Genomic DNA, 18321 nt, shown 5'->3' with positions numbered 1-18321 from the left:
GAAAGGACTTCCACATGGCCCGGATGGAATCGCAACAGAAGCACACGCGCGACAACATGCGCGTCCTCGCAACAATCGAGAACGATGACAATTACAGAAAACTCATGTACAACAAGGTCATCGAGATTCTCAGCCAAGTCGACACAATGTCCATCGATCTAGCCGAGCAGTTGGAAGCAGAAACAGCCGTTATACCAACACGTCGGGAGAACGGCTACATCGTAATACCCCTGTCGCCGGAATACGACAACGGACTATGCCGACACGTCGCTCAAGTGCTGTTGATTTCAGAACTCAAGAAAGCACTCGACCATGAACTGGCGGTAGTCGCCGCATGGGCGATACACGAAGGGGACAGCAAGAACAGCGTCGCCAAGGCCATGCACAAACATCCCAGTGATCTGTTCAGCAAACGAAACCTGATCGGCAGCGACATTCAACGACTGTGCGCAGCCCACGACGAAATGGAAGCGCATCCCGACGATCCTGCTTACGATATAATCCCCGTCAAACTACACGATGGGTTCGTCTACGAAATACACAGGCAAAAATATCCCCATCCCGCCGCAGATTTAACCTGATAATGCAATCAGCGATAAAACGAAAATAGATAACAATAATGCACCTGCATAAGGATGAAAAATGCCAGAGCAAAAACCGATAAAATTCACTGAACTATTCCATTTCAGTGAGCCGACCAACGCGAAGATCAAACTCAACCGGAACAACACCACATTCCCCGCATGGGATCTCCTGCTGCATGACGATCCCGAATGGGAGATCATGAACGCGTACCGCGGCGGCGAGCGTAACAACAACCACAAAATGAACGGGCGCGAATATTTATTCGCATTTGCACAGTACTACCCGTATGGCAAGGACTATTACATTTTCGGCGGACTATACCGGGCAACAGAAATCCAACCGCCGGTATACGAAGGCATCGGCTACAAGTTGGAGCACATGGACCAGTATGCGGGCTATGAGAAACGCCTTATCATCCGCATCAACAAAGTGCTCTCGAACAATGAACCGTACATGCGCCTGTACGAGCATGTGCAGGATCAGCTCGACCCAATCGTGTATGAGATCGCGCCCCGCACCAAGCTCGGCACGTTCAACGGCTACGATCACGTAACCCTGACCCACGGTGAATTGCAGGACATCATCAACCACGATGAACCGGAATGGCGCACGGCCCTGTCCGCCGTCAAAGCCGTATATGTGATCACAGATCGGAACACGGGCAAACTGTATGTGGGCAGCGCATCCAGTGACAATGAAGGTCTGTGGACGCGATGGTCCACTTACGCGAACCTGAATGATCCGACCGGCGGTAACAAAGAGATGATCGAATTGAGGAACAAATACGGCGCGGAGTACATCACCAGCAATTTCTCGTATTCGATTCTGGAAATATTCGACAAAAAGACGTCCCGTGACACGGTGCTTAGCCGGGAATCCTACTGGAAGGGCGTGCTTCGGACAATTGAATTCGGCATGAACGACAACTGACCAATATAAACGCAAGTGGGCGGCCATACAGGATATTCAGCGCCCTGATATAGCCGCCCATTTTTCAAAGTTTCAGCACAGTGCGAAACATCGAAGACGAAACCGTAATTGACAGCAGACATGCAACGGCTAACTGTCTGCGGATACATGGTATATAAAGCGAGTTGACAAAATGATGGAAGAATAAGTACTACTTCTTATCAACGTTGAGCACGATGCATCCGCAAGCCCGACTCAATCGTCGTCATAAACACTTCATATGTCATGGATGGATCCGGCTCGTAAGCGATACCTTCGTCAGGACGCGCGAATACGAGCCATACCGCGTTATACAAGCTCTTCCGACGTAAGCGGTCGCAGAGAATATGAAAGCGATCAAGATACGAAACGCCCTTAAATGCTTCATCTATATCGAAATGCGGTGAATGCGCAGGACGTGCGGACGTACTACGACTTTCATCACAATCACAGACGATCATGGCGTAACCCATCACCGGCGGAATGCTGCAGTTACCATATAAGCGCTCGTTATACGCCTCAATCGCGTCGACAACCGACCCTATCGATTCCTCAGCGCGATTGTTAGCGTTGTTGCCAAACGAACTACTGATGCTCTTGAGCTCAATGGCACTTACGAGCTCACCATCATCAAGCGCCAACAGATCCCAGTCCTTTGTCGGACGAAACCATCCCGGAAGCGTACATGCGCGCCCTGTGTGAAACACCTCGTCTTCATGGAAACCGAGGTCAATCAAGTCGTTTCTTATAATCCCGGCAACCGGATCGAGGTGTTTGCCCGACGTAACAGCACTTCTACGCCCTTGATCAGCACGCCCATTTGCCGCTTGTGCCGCCGCAGCACGCGCCATAGCACTATACATGCCGAGTATCGCAGTCTCAATGTTTTGTCTCATCTCATAGCCTCCTTATAAGCAATCTCCGCGAAGTGTGTGGCAACATTGCGATCACCGTCATCAAACGAACGAGCGAGTGCCGCCTTAACTTCGTCGTTTACCTGCGTGGGAGCCGGAATGTGCACAAGACGTAGATATTGCGCTTGAAAGCGCAAAGTGCCGCCGCGCATTTTGACTCCAAGCGCATCAATGAAGCTTCGCGTCGTGTCCGCCATCAGAAACCCGCCCAACGTGCGCATGTCCCATGTATCGGATGCGATCCAATATGTATTGTGGGCAGGATACAATCCGCGAGATAGCACAGGATCGGATGTTGTGGCCATATCCGGTATGAAGAGCAAGTCACGATCCATAAGACCAGGCGTCAATTTATCAATCGTGCGATACCACGCATTATCGTTATTGCGCGCCACATGACGTTTACACAGCTTGTCGGTATATTTTTCAAAGTACGCCTTGAGCTTCGGATATTCATCGAGATCAACAAGCGTACCGTCATCGTTCCATGGGTTCACAAGCCAGCGGCGCTTATCAGCATGTCCGCGACGATAGTCACGCATACTAAACACGGGCAACATACGTTCGGGCTCGACAAGGTTCTCAATGTCGGTAATGAACACCTTGTCACAGCCTGTCGCCACTCCAATACCTATACGTACGCCAGACTCCTCAATACTTGGCAGTTTCTCACGCGCTTGTGTGACAAAATCAACCAGCTCGGAACTACCGAGCGGATAAACCTCGTCACCCTTCGGACGATCAATTTCGAATGCCTCGAATCGCGCTGCATGCAACGCCTCATCCGGAGCATCAAGCCACGTCTTGACAGCATCAACATCCTCTGGTTTGAAATCGGGACAACAGTTCACGAAGCGAATCAATCCCGTCGGTGGACGATGCCGAATAAGCGTTACCGCCGGATAAGCGTCAACCTCGTCGTCGAACGCATCAACTCCGTGCATCCTAACCAACATGTCCAAGTCATATGACGAACTAACACGTGCGCGCAAGCGCCTACCATAAGCGTTCTGAAGCCAGCGATCAGCGCAGATAAAACATAGGACGCCATCTCGTTTAAGTATGCTAAGACCCTTGTCGAAAAAACTCACGTACAAGTCGCATCCACTTGTAACCGATGTAAGCGTACTACAATACAACGCGCGTTTGTCTCGATCAATATCAATCGCACGCACATACGGTGGGTTCCCGACAATAAAATCGCAGATGGGCACTTCGCTCAGGATAAAGTCCCCATGAATTAACCACGTATTGGCAAGTCGTATTGCCGTGCCATCTGGACACCCCTTCGCTATGAGTACGTCGACTACAGCACGTTTAGTAACATCAATCGAAGCAATGTCTATGTCGTAGCCGTGCACCGCATCAGCTAAGTCTTCCCAGCTCGTCCCCCGTCGTGTAGCCTCATCGGCTAGACGCTCAACAATGGACACCATGAACGCACCACAACCACATGAGGGTTCGACGATTACCTTGTTCGTGATTCCCGAACCGGATACGTAGCCGGCAAGATCTAGCACAAAGTCAACAACCCAACGCTTTGTGTAAATAACACCATGCTCGGCGGGCATATAACCTCCCTGCACACTTATCGACGGTTACTCAACATTTTTTCACAACAAACTGACTAGAACCTTTGTATCTCCTGTAACCGCCATGTTGTTCGATGAATGTTATTACTCGGATACATTGTTCCACAACACTCATGGTTTCATCATTCCACAGGCGAACCGGATTCCTCCGAATTCGCAGGTTCCAACGCCAGCAGCGTTTCGACTCCGTTGACGGCCTTGGACGCGTCGGCCGTGCCAACATGCGTGTACACGCGATTGGTGACGCTGATGTCACTATGCCCCATGATGGACTCGCGAACCTTGTCACTCATTCCCAACTGGGCCATCGCCGTCGCCGCCGTATGCCGGGCCGAATGCGGCACGAAATCCCCCGGCAGCCCGACACGTTGTAATGCCTTCTTCCACGCCCGTGTCTCGATCATACGATTCAAAGGCGCTCCATCCTCTTGGACGAAAACCAGATCATCAGGCTTCACCCGCCCGGTGCCCTTGATATACAGCCCCAACTCAGCCGCCAACGATTCAGGCAGTGGAATCACGCGACGCCCCGCATTCGTCTTGGGCGGCACCAAATAAGCCTTGCCCATCACATGCCGGGCACCGAGTGAGCTAGGGATATCCCGCGCATCCTTCACATTGTTGTAGACCTTCAACTGCCATTCGACCACAATGCAGATCACGTTGTCAATCAGCTGAATCTCGGAGTTCGTCAAACCAAGACGCTCCCCCTGCCTCATGCCCGTCTCATAAGCAAGCCGCCACATCAAATGCCACATGACATCGTTCTCGGCATTAATCAATTGCCCCGCCTGCGCCGGTGTCAGAATCTTGCGCTCCGTATACACGACGCGCGGGGATTCAGCACGATCACATGGGTTCGACTCGATGATCCCTTCCCTCACGGCATCGTCAAGAGCTTTATGCAACGTCCGCCACGCACTTCCCGCCGTCGCGCTGCTTCGGGGTCTCCGCGGCGGATCGCACGTGTCATCACCTTTGGTGATGTACTCCTCCATCATCCGGAAGTGTTTCGGCTCCAACCTGCCCAACCGGACGCCACCGATCGCAGGCTTGATCAACGCCTCGACAACGCTCCTGTATGTCGCCAACGTCGAAGGACGCAGACGCGGCTTGACAATCTCATCCAACCACCTATCCAACCAATCTTTCAGGTACGGCGTCGTCTGGCTCGGCATACGGCCGGAACGCTCATACTCCAGCTTCTTGTCCTTCAACCGCTTCAGCGCTACGGCCTTAGTACGCCCACGCGCCACCAGACGCCGCCGCCTCCCCGTCGCCGGATCCGGAGGCAATTCGCACGTCGCCCGGTACCCTCCAGTGCGTTCCGGATAGACGCTGCCGCTTCCATGTGTTCTTCGTGCCATACGACCAGAATATTCCCAAGGGTAGCCAACAATAGCGATCTAAAGAAATCTAAGGCCGTCCATAGCCACCTACGACACGTCTGATAAATGGCGGTATCAAGCCATTTTCCGCATTACCTCAACAATTGTGGCAAACCCTACAAATCAGATTCCACATCTGATAGATGCTTTTTCATTATCTCTTCCTCTCTCTTCCCCTCCTCATCTTTTTCTCCCTCCTTCTCTCTCCCCCCCCCCGATGTATCAGCGAATGATTCTCATTAAGAAAGGTGCGAGGATTGCGCACAGATACGCACAATCGCACATTTCTCATATCGGCGGAATAACGCCGTTCCCATCAATTTCATGTTCGTTTGCCCGCAGAACCGACTCGCACCTTTCTTAATGAGAACCGTTCGCTGATACATGGAATGTGGATAACGCGCCGAAGACATGCCAAAAATGCCTAGCCTTCGACCACATACCCCGAAATCGCTTGCCATCGGTACATTCCATTCCATACCGTTGCCCCATGGGATTCATGAACACGGATATAGTCAACGGGCGGCGGAACGAACGCAAACGCTGCAATGAAGCCGCCATGCGCACCAAGAGACCGCTCAGGGTCGGATATATCAACGCCATACGATACTGGGGAGCTCCCGTGCCGAAGACCAATCTGGCGTCGAATCGCGTCCATGTCAGCGTGCCTCGCGCACAGGATCGCAATCACATCGCCGGAGTCACATTCCATGTGTTCTCCGGAAAGGAGGAATACTGCAAATACGAATATGAACGGTTCTGGATGGCCTCCCCCGCCATGGCATGGGCGCAGATGGCAACCTACTGCGACACGGAAGCCCTGGCGACGATAGCCTCGGCGTTTGCCAGCCGCGAGGAACGCAGGAAGAAGGCCAGGAAAGACGACTTCGCCGCATACCTCGACGCGAGTCCCCGTTTCGCGGGGAAGAGAAAATGCGAGGAGGCGCTCCCGTACATCGTCGAGGACACGGATTCACCACCCGAAACACCTCTGTTCGGCATTCTCTTAGATTCGGGGCTCGGCAGGCCATATGCGAATTACCGAGTGAGGCTTAGGCACGGAACCAGACTGATCGATATGGCCTACCCCGACTGCAAGGTGGGATTCGAATATCAGGGCGCATATCATGCGAGCCACGAGCAGATGCGCAAGGACGCCGCGCGGTTCAACGAGCTGCAGCACAATGGCTGGACCATCATCATGGTCACCGCGGATGACCTGCGGACGGAGGAATCAAGGCGGGCCTTCATCGAGATGGTCAGGGACATCGTCAACCGGCAGCGTTATTTGCACTACTGGCTCGCAGCGAACGGTTCTCAATAAGAAAGGTGCGAGTCCGGCTGCCGGCCAAACGCACATGAAATATGCAGAAACGGCTCTATTCCGCCACTCCTAGGAATGTGCGACTGTGCGTATTTGTGCGCAATCCTCGCACCTTTCTTATTGAGAATCATTCGCTGCGAAGAAGACCCTCGGCAAGCTCCCGGAACGTGCGCCCCAGGGCATCCGAGCGCAGTGCGCCGTCCTCGTTCAGAACCGCCGGACGGCCGGACTCGCCCACCTCGCGCAAATCGGGGTCGAGCGGCAGCTGGGCGAGTAGAGGCACGTCATAGCCAAGCGTCTCGGTCAGTTGATCGGACACACGCCGACCGCCGCCCGCGCCGAAGATCTCCAGTCGCTCGCCCTTATGCTCATACCAGCTCATGTTCTCGACCACGCCGCGTACTTTCATCGGCACCTGCAATGCGACCAGACCGGAGCGCACCGCCACATCCGAAGCCGACGGCTGCGGAGTGGTGACGACGACGAGTTCCGCATTCGGCAACGCCTGAGCCACTGAAATCGCCATGTCGCCGGTGCCCGGGGCAAGGTCGAGCAGCAGCACGTCCGGATCCCCCCACCACACGTCCGACAGGAACTGTTCCAGCGAACGCTGCAGACGAGGCCCGCGCCACAGAATCGCACGGTCGGCACCGGCGAACATGCCAATCGAAATCAGCTTGACACCCCATGCAGTCACCGGCATCAGCATGCCGTTGAGGTTCGTCGGCTGCGTGTGCACGCCGAACAGCTTCGGCAGCGAAAAACCGTAGATGTCCGCGTCGATGGCCGCGGTGTCGTACCCGAGCGCCGCGAAGGTCGCCGCCAGATTGGCGCTCACCGATGATTTGCCGACGCCGCCCTTGCCGGAGGCGATCGCGAAGATGCGCGTCTTGACGCCCGGTTTGTTGAACGGATTCTGCTTGCGCTCCGCCTTGAGACCCGCCACCAGGTCGGCGAGCTTGTCATGGCTCATGGATGAGACCTCGATGTGCGGGGTGAGCTTCGCGTCGGGATATGAGACGATTGCGCCGTTGATCTGATTGGTGATGGTCTGTGACAGCGGACAGCCCTCGACCGTAAGTTCCACATGCACGGTCACGTCATATGACGGCACGTCGCCGTCGCCCTGGGAGGTGACGCCCACCGCGTTGATTGCGGCGATCATCCCCAGATCGGTGATGGAGCGTCCGAGCTCCGGGTCGATGACTTTGCTGAGCCGTTCGTAGATCTGCGCCTCGATGTGGCGTGCGTCTGTCATGTATCCTATCCTCCTTATTGCCGCGTACCAGACTAGCGTGTGAATCGACGGCGTGCCAGAGGCGGCGTGAAATCCACCCTGTGAAATGGGCCGCAAAGCGCGGGGCGGGTACTTGCTCCCGCCGGCGGGAGCTGACTCGCGAAGCGAGACTGAGGGGTGGGTTTATAGGCATGGACCACCCCAGTCGCTCCGCGACAGCCCTCCATCAGCGGAGAGGGGGCAGCAGTCTATTGCACGGCGCCGGTTTCCAAGAGGGTGCGGAATTGGGCTTCGTCAAGCATGGGGATGCCAAGTTCTTCGGCCTTGGCGGCCTTGGAGCCGGCGTTTTCGCCGACGACGACCCAATCGGTTTTCTTGCTGACCGAGCCGGCAGCCTTGCCGCCGCGCTCGATGATGGCCTCCTTGGCGGAATCACGCGAGAATCCCTCCAGAGAACCAGTCACGACGACGGTCTTTCCGGCAAGCGTCTGCGGCAGCGTGCTGGTCTCTGCGGCGGCGACCCCGACGCCGGCCGCCTGCCAGGCGCGCAGCGTCTCGCCCCGCCAATCCCTCGGCTCACGGGCGGCGGCGAACCAATTGACCACCGATTCGGCGATTTCCGGGCCGATGCCGTCAATGGCCGACAGCTCGTCCACGCCCGCCTGCTCGATGGCCTCCAGCGAGCCGAAGGCGGAGGCGATCAGACGGGCCGTGGGCGGGCCGAGACGACGTATTGACAAGGCGACCAGCACCCGCCACAGGTCAGCGTGCCGGGCCTTGTCCATCTCGTCGAACATCTTGCGCGTGTTCTCGCCGGGGCGGACGTACACGGGAACGTCGACCGTGCCGTTGCGCGTGGTCTTCCGATCGACGCGCACGACCACCGCATCGGCCGGCACGTCATATCCCGGATACGGCTCAGCCGCAGCGTCGGCCGGCGCACCGGCCGCAGCCTGCCGTCGCGAGGAAAGCTTCTTCGCCGGCGTGGGCGCGGTCCAGAACGCCGGGACCTGATGCCATAGGCCCGAGCCACCGATGCGTTTGCGAGTGCGCTTGGTCTTGCCGTCGGCCGTGACCGTCTCATGGATCTCGATGATCGCGGCCTCGCGCCACACGCGCACATCCCTGAGCGCCACGGCGTCCAGTGTGAACAACCCCGCTTCGCTCGACAGCACTGGCTTCTGCCGTTCCGGCAGCCGCAGTCCCTCCACGGGCTCGTACGGCTCCGGCTCCTCGCCGGGCTTGACGAGAATCTCGGTGATGTTCGGAGCGAACGTATCCGGCGAATCCGGCCGGTTCTCCTCCGGGTTGGTCAGCGCGATGGCCGACTGGTCGCCCAGATGCTCGATGTCGAACGCCTTGCGCGAAGCCAGGTTGATGATGCGCTCGGTCAGCTGGGCGGGGCAGGATTCCACGTTCGGGCAGCGAATGTCCTTGTCTCCCTCCTTGGCCGGTGCGAGCTTCGATCCGCAGGACGGGCAACGATCCGGCATGACGAATTCGCGCAGGTCGTCTTCACGCCCCTTGCGGCGTTCCACGACCGGCCCGACCAGTTCGGGAATCACGTCGCCGGCCTTACGCACCACCACCGTGTCGCCGATCAGCACCCCCTTGCGCTTGACCTCGAACGGATTGTGCAATGTCGTGCGAGACACCGTGGACCCCGCTACATACACGGGCTTGAGCACGGCGACGGGCGTGACGCGCCCGGTACGCCCGACCTGCACGGTGATGTCCAGCAGTTCGGTATTGACCTCCTCGGGCGGGTACTTGTAGGCGATGGCCCAACGCGGCGCCCGCGAGGTCGCGCCCAGCGACCTCTGCAGGCCGAGATCGTCGACCTTGACGACGATGCCGTCGAGCGCGTGCTCGATGTCGCCGCGGTGCTCGCCGTAATAGTCGATCATGTCGAGGATCTGCGCGAACGACGTGACCTCACGGTTGTGCGGCGACACCGGCACTCCCCACTTGGAGTACAGCGTGTACGCCTCGGACTGGTCGGCGACGACGTCATGCGAGCCGGCGGGCCGCCCCGAGCCCCAGCGCAGCGTACCGATGCCATGCGCGTAAAAGCTCAGCCGCCTTGTGGCGGTGATGCGCGGATCCTTCTGCCTGAGCGATCCGGCCGCCGCATTGCGCGGGTTGGCGAACGGAGGGCGCCCGGCATCCTCCTGTTCACCGTTGAGCGCCTTGAAATCGTCCCAACGCATGAACACCTCGCCGCGGATCTCCACGAACTCGGGGATATCCGCGGCCGGCCCGCCGAGATTGGCGGGAATGGAGCCGATCGTGCGCACATTGAGCGTGATGTCCTCACCGGTGACGCCGTCGCCACGCGTCAGTCCCTGTTCCAGCACGCCGTTGCGGTATATCAGATTCAATGCCAGGCCGTCTATCTTCACCTCGCAGGTCATCGGCAACGGCTTGCCCTCAGGCCAGTCCAAATCGCGCAGCACCGAACCGTACCAATCGCGCAGCTCCTCGATCGAGAACACGTCGTCAAGGCTCATCATGCGTGACGGATGCCGCACCGAAGCGAAATCATTGGAGAACGTGCCGCCGACCCGGTGCGTGGGAGATTGCGGTGAATCCAACGACGGGAACTCCGCCTCCAGCCGTTGCAGGCAACGCAAGCGTGCATCGTAGGCCGCGTCGGACGAGACCGGCGCGTCATCGATGTAATAGGCGATCTGGTCGGCCTCGACCCACGCCGCGACGCGCGCCCACAGGCGGGCTGCAACCTCGTTCGACAGCGAGGACACATCCAGCCGATCCAGCCGGGCCGCATCAGCGTCCGTGGACTGCAGCGCGGCGACCCACTGGGATGAGCCGGGCGCGAACCGGGCGGCGCCTTCGTTCTCGACCGGCGCCGGAGCCTCCCCAGCGTCCGGATCGTCGAAATCCCAAGCCAACTGGTCGCCGGATGATTGCGAAACCGCTGCGCGAGCCATCACTTCCCCTTCGTATGTGCGAATTCATCTGGATTCGATTGTAATCGAAAACATGAACCCGCCTCGGCGACGCCCGCGCCACGGCATCAGGAGTTGAGCGATCTCAGGAACTGGGACTGCACCATGTCGACACCGCCGTTGTCGCCGTCGTTCATACGGGCGGCCGCCATCGACAGCGTCCGTGCGGGAACGAACATGCCCTCGTCCACGCACACGCGGGCGGCGTCGCGCACGATCGCGGCGGCCTGGGTGTGGGGCCACACCGGCAGATCGTGCATGCGCAGCACGCCGGCTGCCGACTCCACGTCGGTAGGCACCGCTATGCATTGGGATTCGGCGCGTGCGAGCAGTTCCCTCAGCTCGCCGTCAAGCGCCCCGATCTGCCCCGGTGCGATGTGCTCGCTCATGATGTAGGCCGCGGCGGCGATATCGAAACGGTCGCGCATCCATTCCGCGTATGCCAGCCGGTAGTAGGCGAATGCGGCGTCATCACGGTCGAGCGCCACGCGCAGCGCGTTCAGGCATGCCGCGCGCGCGGAATCCCAATCCTCGTTGCGGGCGAGCTGCACTGCGAGCTTCATGTGCGAGAACGGGTAAGCGGGAGCATACGCCACCATCGCGTTAAGGTGCGGCAGCGCGGCCTTCGCGCCCTTGAGCTGAGACAGCAGGTCCGCCAGCTCGGTGTGCGCGTAGAACAGGTTGTCGGGGATCAGCACCGTGCGTTCGCCGTCCGTGGCGAACAGGCGGTTGTAGACGACGCGCTCGGCATACGAGTTGAAATACCGTGGCACGCCCGGATTGTCGGCATAAGCCGATTCCACACGTTCGATGGCCGCTTCGGCGACGGTCACGGCCTGATCGTCCTGACCGGAGAACAGCAGGTCGCGGGCCCGCGTGCGTTCCCGGTCGAGTTCGTCCGCCAGCTGGAAGGTGAAGTCCGGTGTGTCGGTACCGTCGATGAGCGCACTGGTGACGCGTGACGACAATTCGGACAGCTCCGGATCGGCGACGCGGTCGATGACATGCATCGCATGCTGCGCCTTGGAGACCGACGCCAGGGTCCCGTCGGCGGCGAGCCGGTGGAATTCGTCGACGCAGCGCTGCAGCAGGTCCGCCCGCTGGATGGACAGGCCCTCGGCGTTGTCCGTGCCGAGGATGCCGGCGACAGTCGCCGGGAAGACCTTGTCCGACAGTTCCGGCTCCTCCTGGGAGCCCGTCGGGGAGAACCTCGCGTCACGCAGGTCGAATTCGGCGCTGATGGGGGCGAGTCCGCCCCGCTCGTCGATGTCCATCACCGCGCCGAACAGGCGATAGGTGTCGGCGGGGTGCCGCAACGCGTCTTCGCGCAGCCGCTGCAGCAACTCCTGTCTGGTGAACGTTACGGTGACGAGGTTTCGCACGGTGGGGCTGCGGCGCAGCGCATCCATGGGGTCGGTGTCGCCTTCTTCGTTGCCTTCGCCGCCGGGGGCCGCTCCGGCGTCATCCGCCTGACCCGTATCGCCGGAGTCGGAGTCCTGGACTTCCTGCGGGGAGTCCCGTACGAAGTCTTCGAAATTGATGTCCTTCATCATGTCGGCGAAGCTCTCCAACGACTGCAGATCATCATCCCCGACGGTCGCAGAAACGGACTCACCGGCGGAATCCGTCTTCGCGTCCTGGGCGCCTCTGGCATCCGCCTGCGGTGTGCGGGCATCAGACGCCGGCTCCGCGGAAGGCGTATGCGAAGGATCGCCGTGATGGTCGCCGTCCTTCGGATCGGCCTTGGACGCGCCGGCATCGCCCGTGTGCAAGCGCTCGAACGATCGCAGCGCTGCGCTCATCAGATCGGAGATCGCGCTGTCCTGCTCGGCGACCGCCTCTTCCAGACCGATGGAATCGATGCGCACGCACACCTGATCGACCCGTTCGCTCGCGCCGAAGCACAGTGCCGCGATGATGAGCCCGACACGGAGATTGTACGCGGCGCTCATGGCGGCCCGTTCCCCCTGCGAGAACGAGACCCAATCGTGGGTGCGCTCGTCATAGCGGCTTTCCGGCATCATGGAGGGGCCCGCCGTGGTGAACGCCACCGCGGTCGTCCCCTGTTCGAGATTGCTACGGAATTCCATGTCGAAGCGATACGGGAGCCTCAGCTGGCGCAGCAGCCGGGACACCGCCTGACGGTACACCCATTCTGACGCCCCTGGGTCGGAACCGAGCCGCCCGCCCGCGGGATTCGGATTGTCTTGAAGCATCCGGTCAGCGGTCTCGCCCGCGTACCGCCACACGTGTCGTATCGCCGCCACGCCGTCGTCGTGCGGGAAATCGATTCCGGATATCGCGGGGTTCCCTTCCCAAGGCAGCGCCATCAGCGCCGGATCGTCCAGCAGCGCAAGATCGATCTGCGCGGCCTGCGCGCGCGTGACCGTGTCCTCGGTCACGCCGCCGTTGCGGGCGGATCGTTCGATCCACGCGCTCACTGCGGCGAAACGGTTGAGATTGCCCTCGATTCTCAGCGAGCGCAGCGCGGCGCGGAACTCCAGTCCGGAGTCCCACGCGAAGAAATACCCGCCGGAGTAACTGGACGTATACAGGTGTAGCGGTTCGGCCCCGTGCACCGCCTCCAGGCCGGACGCATGGTCGAGGGCGCCGGCCTCTTGCATCAGGTCGGCGAAATGATCCTCCAGACCGGACGCCCGCATGCCGTGCGCACGAGCCTCCATCGTGTCGCGTATGCTGCGGCGTATGGCACCCATCGGCGCCTCACGGTTGAGGCGACGGAAGATGTTGCCCGATCCGAACCCGATGAGCAGCCCCCGCATTTCGGGCAGCATGTATGCGGCGAGGAAGGCGATGGAGATGGCGTCACGGTACTCCAGACGCTGCCGCAGCGAGGCGGGCAGCGGGGAGCGCATCTGCTCCAGGGTGTACCGGTTTCCCGTCTTCAGCCACGAGGCAAGCCATGTCATGCGCCCTGTGGCGTCCCGTCCCACAATGCCGCCCTGAAACGCGCGGACCGTGCCCGCCGACTCGCCGGTCGAGGCCCCCGTCACCGCAGACGGCGGCCGCGCCTTCGCGCCGAATCTCGCGCCGTCGACGGCGTCCAGCTCCTCCTCCTTGACGAGCATGAACCGCGGCTTCATATCATGCGTATCGGCATGCGGGTCGGAGGTCACGAACACGCGCCCGTTCCCGTCGGCGAGCGCGATCTGCGAGAAACGGTCATGCCCGATGAACAGCCCAATCGAGATGGTGGCACCCTCCCCCGAGGTCAGCTGCGCCCATCCCAACGCCACACCGCGCGGGACACCGGGCAGGTCGGGAAACACGCGACGCTTGATAAGCGGCGTCAATCTCACCGAATGCTTCGAGAGCGCGGCCATCATCGCATCCGTGTCGTTGCCGGACCCGGCCGCGGCCTGCACCGCCGCCTCGAACGGTCCCTGCCCGTCCTCGTCCATACGAACGCCACGCCCGCCCAGTACGGACGCGGCGGCGTCCCCCACCTGTCGCAACGCGCCGGACAGGCCTGAGATCAGCCCTCCAAGAGAGCCTTCTGACGGGAAGTGTGAAGCGTTTCGGAACATGGCACACATTCTTTCAATCCAACCCGACATGAAGCCGATAGAATAATGGGGTGCGTTCTTCCATCATTTCCCGAGACCACATGCGACGGTCACTGCCAGCCATGCTTGTGACGCTGCTGGCGATCCTGGTGATCGAATGCGTGGCATTCAACATGCCGTTCTGGACCACGCTCGGTGCCAGCACCGATTCCGCCGCGGCGACGAACGTCATGGGAGACGGTCTCAAACGCGGCGAGGACGGCATCCTCACCGTCACCGACCCGACGTCGGCGTACATGGAAGTGAGTGCGGACGGCACGTCGTCATACGTGCGCATCGAGGCGGCGAACATGCCCGAAGGAGGCGACGTCAAAGCGGCAAACAACGTGTTCGTGCGCGCCGACACCGATTCGCGCGCCGGCGAGATCACCTCCGTCTCCACGTCGGCACCGCGCTCGCTGTACCTTAAGGTGAAGCCGGGCAGCTCGGTTCGCCTGTGGATCGAGGAGCCCGTGGGCTCTCGTATCCCGTTCTCCGCGGTCAGAGCTAACGTTCGGGTTCCCTTCGAGTTCAGTTGGCTGCGCGTGTCGATCATGGTCGCGGTGGCGCTACTGGTCGCGCTGTGGCGACCCGACTCCGCGTTGTGGCGCATACGGCTCAATCCCGCGAGCGTACGGCAGCGGTGGGCGCTCGTGGCATTCCTCGCCCCGCTGGCCATCTATACCACGGTGCGCATCGTCGGCGAATTCCTCGTCTCCGGGCCGCTGGTGTTCCCCAACCCGCATGGCTACACCTACGACTTCGACCAGTACGACCATGTCGCGCAGTCGCTGCTGAACGGCCGCGTGTGGCTGGATCTGCCGGTCTCCCCCGAGCTGGCGCAGGCTGCGGACCCGCATGACATCCTGGTGCGCGGTCAGCTGTTCGAATCCGGCAAGACGCAGATATTCTGGGATTATGCCTTCTATGGCGGCCACTGGTATTCGTATTTCGGCGTGGTGCCCGTGGTGCTGTTCTTCCTGCCGTTCCGTGCGATAACGTCCCTATGGACGCCCGGCGGCATGATGCTGCCCACGTCCGTGTGCATACTGCTGATGATGTTCCTGTTCGCCGTCTTCGCATGCCTGCTGGTGATACGGCTGACGCACCGTCTGTGCCCGAACGCATCGGTGGCGGCCACGTCCATCGTCATCGTGATGTTCCTGCTCGGCTCGAACGCCAGTTATCTGCATTTCCGCCTGAATTTCTACTCCGTGCCCTTCGCCGCGTCCCTGATGTTCACGACGCTCGGCCTGTGGCTGTGGCTCAAAGCGACACCCGAACGGCATCCCGGGCGCAGGGAGCACGTCCATGTGGACAGCTGGTCGGTCGCGGGCGCCCAACCACTATCGCTGCGCTATCTCGCCGCCGGCGCGGCATGCATCGCGGCGAATTTCGGATGCCGGCCCACGTTCGCGCTGTCCGCGCTGCTGTGCTTCCCGATCTTCTGGCCGCAGATCACCTCGCTGCTGCAGGGGTTGAAAAGCCGCTCCCTGCCCCCGCGAAGGGCCCTGCGAGCGCCGGCCGCCGTCATCATCCCCGCCCTGATCGTGGTGCTGCCGCTGATGGCCTACAACGTCGCCCGGTTCGGGTCGCCGCTGGATTTCGGCAATGACTACCAGATGACCGTCACCGACATGACCAGGTTCGTGCAGCCGACGGCCAATTTCCTGCCGTCGGTGGGCGCCTACCTGTTCCTGCCGTTGCGGTTCACGTCGGAGTTCCCCTTCATTGGCATGACGCCCATGGCGTTCCGCGAATGGGGCTATTACGAGCCGATGGCCGGCGGCCTGTTCACGGCATGCCCGCTGCTGCTGCTCGCGCTGGCGGCCCCGTTCCTGCGGCGCAGGATGCACAGGTCGGGTTATTGGGGGCTCGCCACGTGCTCCCTGGCCCTGGCGGTGCTGCTGGCGTCGTTCGACAGCCACACCGCGGGCCTGGGATGGCGCTACATTTGCGATTTCGGGTGGATGATGGCGATCGCCGCGCTGGCGCCGATGCTGTATCTCATGCATCCCGGCGGCAACGCGATCGCGGCCGGTGCGCCCGATCCGTCGGAACGCAACGAGCCTCGGCGAGACGTCACGAAGCGTCACCCGATGGCGCTCGCATGCGTCCGCGGACTGGTTGTGGCGGTACTGATGGCATCCATCATCCTGGCTGTGCTGGCCTGCTTCATCCCGGGCCGCGACGACTCGCTGATCAACAACAATCCGGTCCTCTACGACACGGTCGTCGCCTGGTTCAGGCTGTAGACGCCCGCGGGCGTGTCGCGGACGGCACCGGACCGCGACACGTATAAGCCGCCCGCCATAATCGACATTCATGCGATTCAGGAAATCGCCAGACAACACATAGCGTTTCCTCTGCGCATTATTACCGTGCTACCGCTCGCAACGGCTGCTGTTCGACGACAACGGGCTCATGTGGTTCTCCGCGTCGACCAAGCATTTCGTCGGCATGAACCGGTTCGGAAAGCTGGAGAAGATCATCGACCTGGGTGACCGGTTCATCCTCCACCACGACTACGCGCTCGACGATGACGGCAACATCGTCTCCCTCGCCACCGACCTGACACGATCCGACCATGCCGTGCAGGACCAGGCCATCAAGGTCAACACGAGCACCGGCAAGGTGACGAAGCTCGTCGACTTCGGCGAGATGTTCCCCGATTACAAGGCTTCCACCGACCACTCCGGCATCGATGAATCCGATCCGGCCGCATCCGGGAGCTGGGACTGGATCCACTTCAACACCATCCAGCTGCTGCCCGACGGCCAGTACTACATCTACATGTTCGACAACGACTTCGGCTACGCGAAGACGATCGCCCGCAGGCCATGACGAGAAGGCCCGACGACCGCGTACCGGCGGCCGCCGGGCCTTCTCGCGATGCGGGCCGATGCGAATGCGCCGATGCCGCTACTATAGGAGTCATGGGACTTTTTGACTCGCTCTTCGGCAAGGACGAAGCCTTGCCATCGCAGGTGACCTTCACGCTGGACCAAGCCGGACACACCTATGAGGACGGTTCCGTCGGACTTCTTCCCACATCGCTGACGATCACGCCCGACGACAGGCGCGTGGCGGTCATCGGGCTGAACGGCGCCGGCAAGACCACACTGCTCAAGCTGCTCGACGGAGCATTGGCCGCCACGAGCGGATCCGTCTCCATCACCGCGGGCGAGACCGCGCTCAGCCCCGCCGTCAAGCGTGATCTCAAACGCATCGAGGACATCGTCGGGCGTGTCCGCCGCGAGGAGATCCCCGACAGTTACTACCGTGCGGCGACCATCCGCGAGGCGATCGACCAGCCGCTGAAAAAGCACAAGGTGCCCGAATCAGAGCGGCTGGCCATCGTCGGCAACCTGTTCGCGCATTTCGGGCTCAGCACCGTGGCTCGGCAGTCGGCCAGCTCGCTCAACAGCGAGCAGCGGCACCTGCTCGCCATCGCCAGCGCGTTGAGCTTCTCCCCCGCGGCGATCGTGGCGGACGAGCCCACCAAGGGCCTGGACGAGATCGGCTCGGCCCACGTGGCGAAGGCGCTGTTCGGCTACAACAAGCAGGTCATTTTCGCCACGCATGACGTGGACATGATCACACGGCCGCAGTACGCGATCGACCGGGCGCTGGTGGTCGACGACCACGCGGTGGTATTCGACGGGAAACCTGCCGCCGCGGCCGCGTTCTATGAGGACCTGATTCGGTCCAAAGTGGCACGATAGCGGAAAGCACGCTCTCAAAACTCGCAGATACGTTTTCCGCTTTTACGCGAAAACGGCGGAAAATGGCCAAAAC

General features: G+C 60.6%; 11 protein-coding genes and 1 pseudogene. 6 read left to right on the top strand and 6 right to left on the bottom strand.

The features are described from left to right. Positions 1–14: 14 nt before the first annotated feature. On the top strand, positions 15–581 hold the full coding sequence (locus tag MMB49_RS03630) for a hypothetical protein (protein WP_003818268.1): 567 nt from the start codon (positions 15–17) through the stop codon (positions 579–581). 61 nt (positions 582–642) lie between these two features. After that, positions 643–1515: a GIY-YIG nuclease family protein gene (locus tag MMB49_RS03625; protein ID WP_013363330.1), complete on the top strand. Its 873-nt coding sequence runs from the start codon at positions 643–645 to the stop codon at positions 1513–1515. 200 nt (positions 1516–1715) lie between these two features. On the opposite strand, the gene MMB49_RS03620 is transcribed toward MMB49_RS03625, so the two are convergent. The 3 genes from MMB49_RS03620 to xerC form a co-directional block, all read right to left on the bottom strand. Beyond that, positions 1716–2429: a PaeR7I family type II restriction endonuclease gene (locus tag MMB49_RS03620; protein WP_003816446.1), complete on the bottom strand. Its 714-nt coding sequence runs from the start codon at positions 2427–2429 to the stop codon at positions 1716–1718. Continuing rightward, positions 2426–4018: an Eco57I restriction-modification methylase domain-containing protein gene (locus MMB49_RS03615; protein ID WP_003816444.1), complete on the bottom strand. Its 1593-nt coding sequence runs from the start codon at positions 4016–4018 to the stop codon at positions 2426–2428. The genes MMB49_RS03620 and MMB49_RS03615 overlap by 4 nt, the downstream gene beginning before the upstream one ends. A 143-nt stretch (positions 4019–4161) precedes the next feature. After that, complete coding sequence (xerC, locus tag MMB49_RS03610; protein WP_229026510.1) at positions 4162–5256, bottom strand: tyrosine recombinase XerC; 1095 nt, start codon at positions 5254–5256, stop codon at positions 4162–4164. A 670-nt stretch (positions 5257–5926) separates the two neighbouring features. Here xerC and MMB49_RS03605 point away from each other — a divergent pair. Beyond that, complete coding sequence (locus MMB49_RS03605) at positions 5927–6751, top strand: hypothetical protein (RefSeq protein ID WP_047271839.1); 825 nt, start codon at positions 5927–5929, stop codon at positions 6749–6751. A 127-nt stretch (positions 6752–6878) separates the two neighbouring features. Here MMB49_RS03605 and MMB49_RS03600 read toward each other — a convergent pair whose 3' ends face one another. From MMB49_RS03600 to MMB49_RS03590, 3 genes are all read right to left on the bottom strand, one after another. Then, entirely contained in the window at positions 6879–8009 is a 1131-nt protein-coding gene (locus MMB49_RS03600; RefSeq protein ID WP_013363328.1) for a P-loop NTPase, read from the bottom strand. Positions 8010–8236: 227 nt separating this feature from the next. Further along, entirely contained in the window at positions 8237–10939 is a 2703-nt protein-coding gene (gene ligA / locus MMB49_RS03595) for an NAD-dependent DNA ligase LigA (protein ID WP_047271836.1), read from the bottom strand. 86 nt (positions 10940–11025) lie between these two features. Next, positions 11026–14505 (bottom strand): tetratricopeptide repeat protein, encoded by a 3480-nt coding sequence (locus MMB49_RS03590; protein ID WP_047271835.1) that lies wholly within the window; start codon positions 14503–14505, stop codon positions 11026–11028. A gap of 80 nt (positions 14506–14585) precedes the next feature. Between MMB49_RS03590 and MMB49_RS03585 the strand changes: the two genes are divergently transcribed. From MMB49_RS03585 to MMB49_RS03575, 3 genes and pseudogenes are all read left to right on the top strand, one after another. Next, positions 14586–16778, top strand: a complete 2193-nt coding sequence (locus MMB49_RS03585) for a hypothetical protein (protein ID WP_047271833.1) — start codon at positions 14586–14588, stop codon at positions 16776–16778. Positions 16779–16908: 130 nt separating this feature from the next. Further along, positions 16909–17349: pseudogene (locus MMB49_RS03580) on the top strand (aryl-sulfate sulfotransferase); the annotation flags it as partial. 110 nt (positions 17350–17459) lie between these two features. Next, positions 17460–18248: an ATP-binding cassette domain-containing protein gene (locus MMB49_RS03575; RefSeq protein WP_047271829.1), complete on the top strand. Its 789-nt coding sequence runs from the start codon at positions 17460–17462 to the stop codon at positions 18246–18248. Positions 18249–18321 lie beyond the last annotated feature (73 nt).

Origin of the sequence: Bifidobacterium sp. SKU (assembly GCF_026016405.1) — a bacterium.
GTDB lineage: Bacteria > Actinomycetota > Actinomycetes > Actinomycetales > Bifidobacteriaceae > Bifidobacterium > Bifidobacterium bifidum.
Note: the sequence above shows the minus strand (reverse complement) of the source record. Positions and strands in the feature narration are given on the sequence as shown.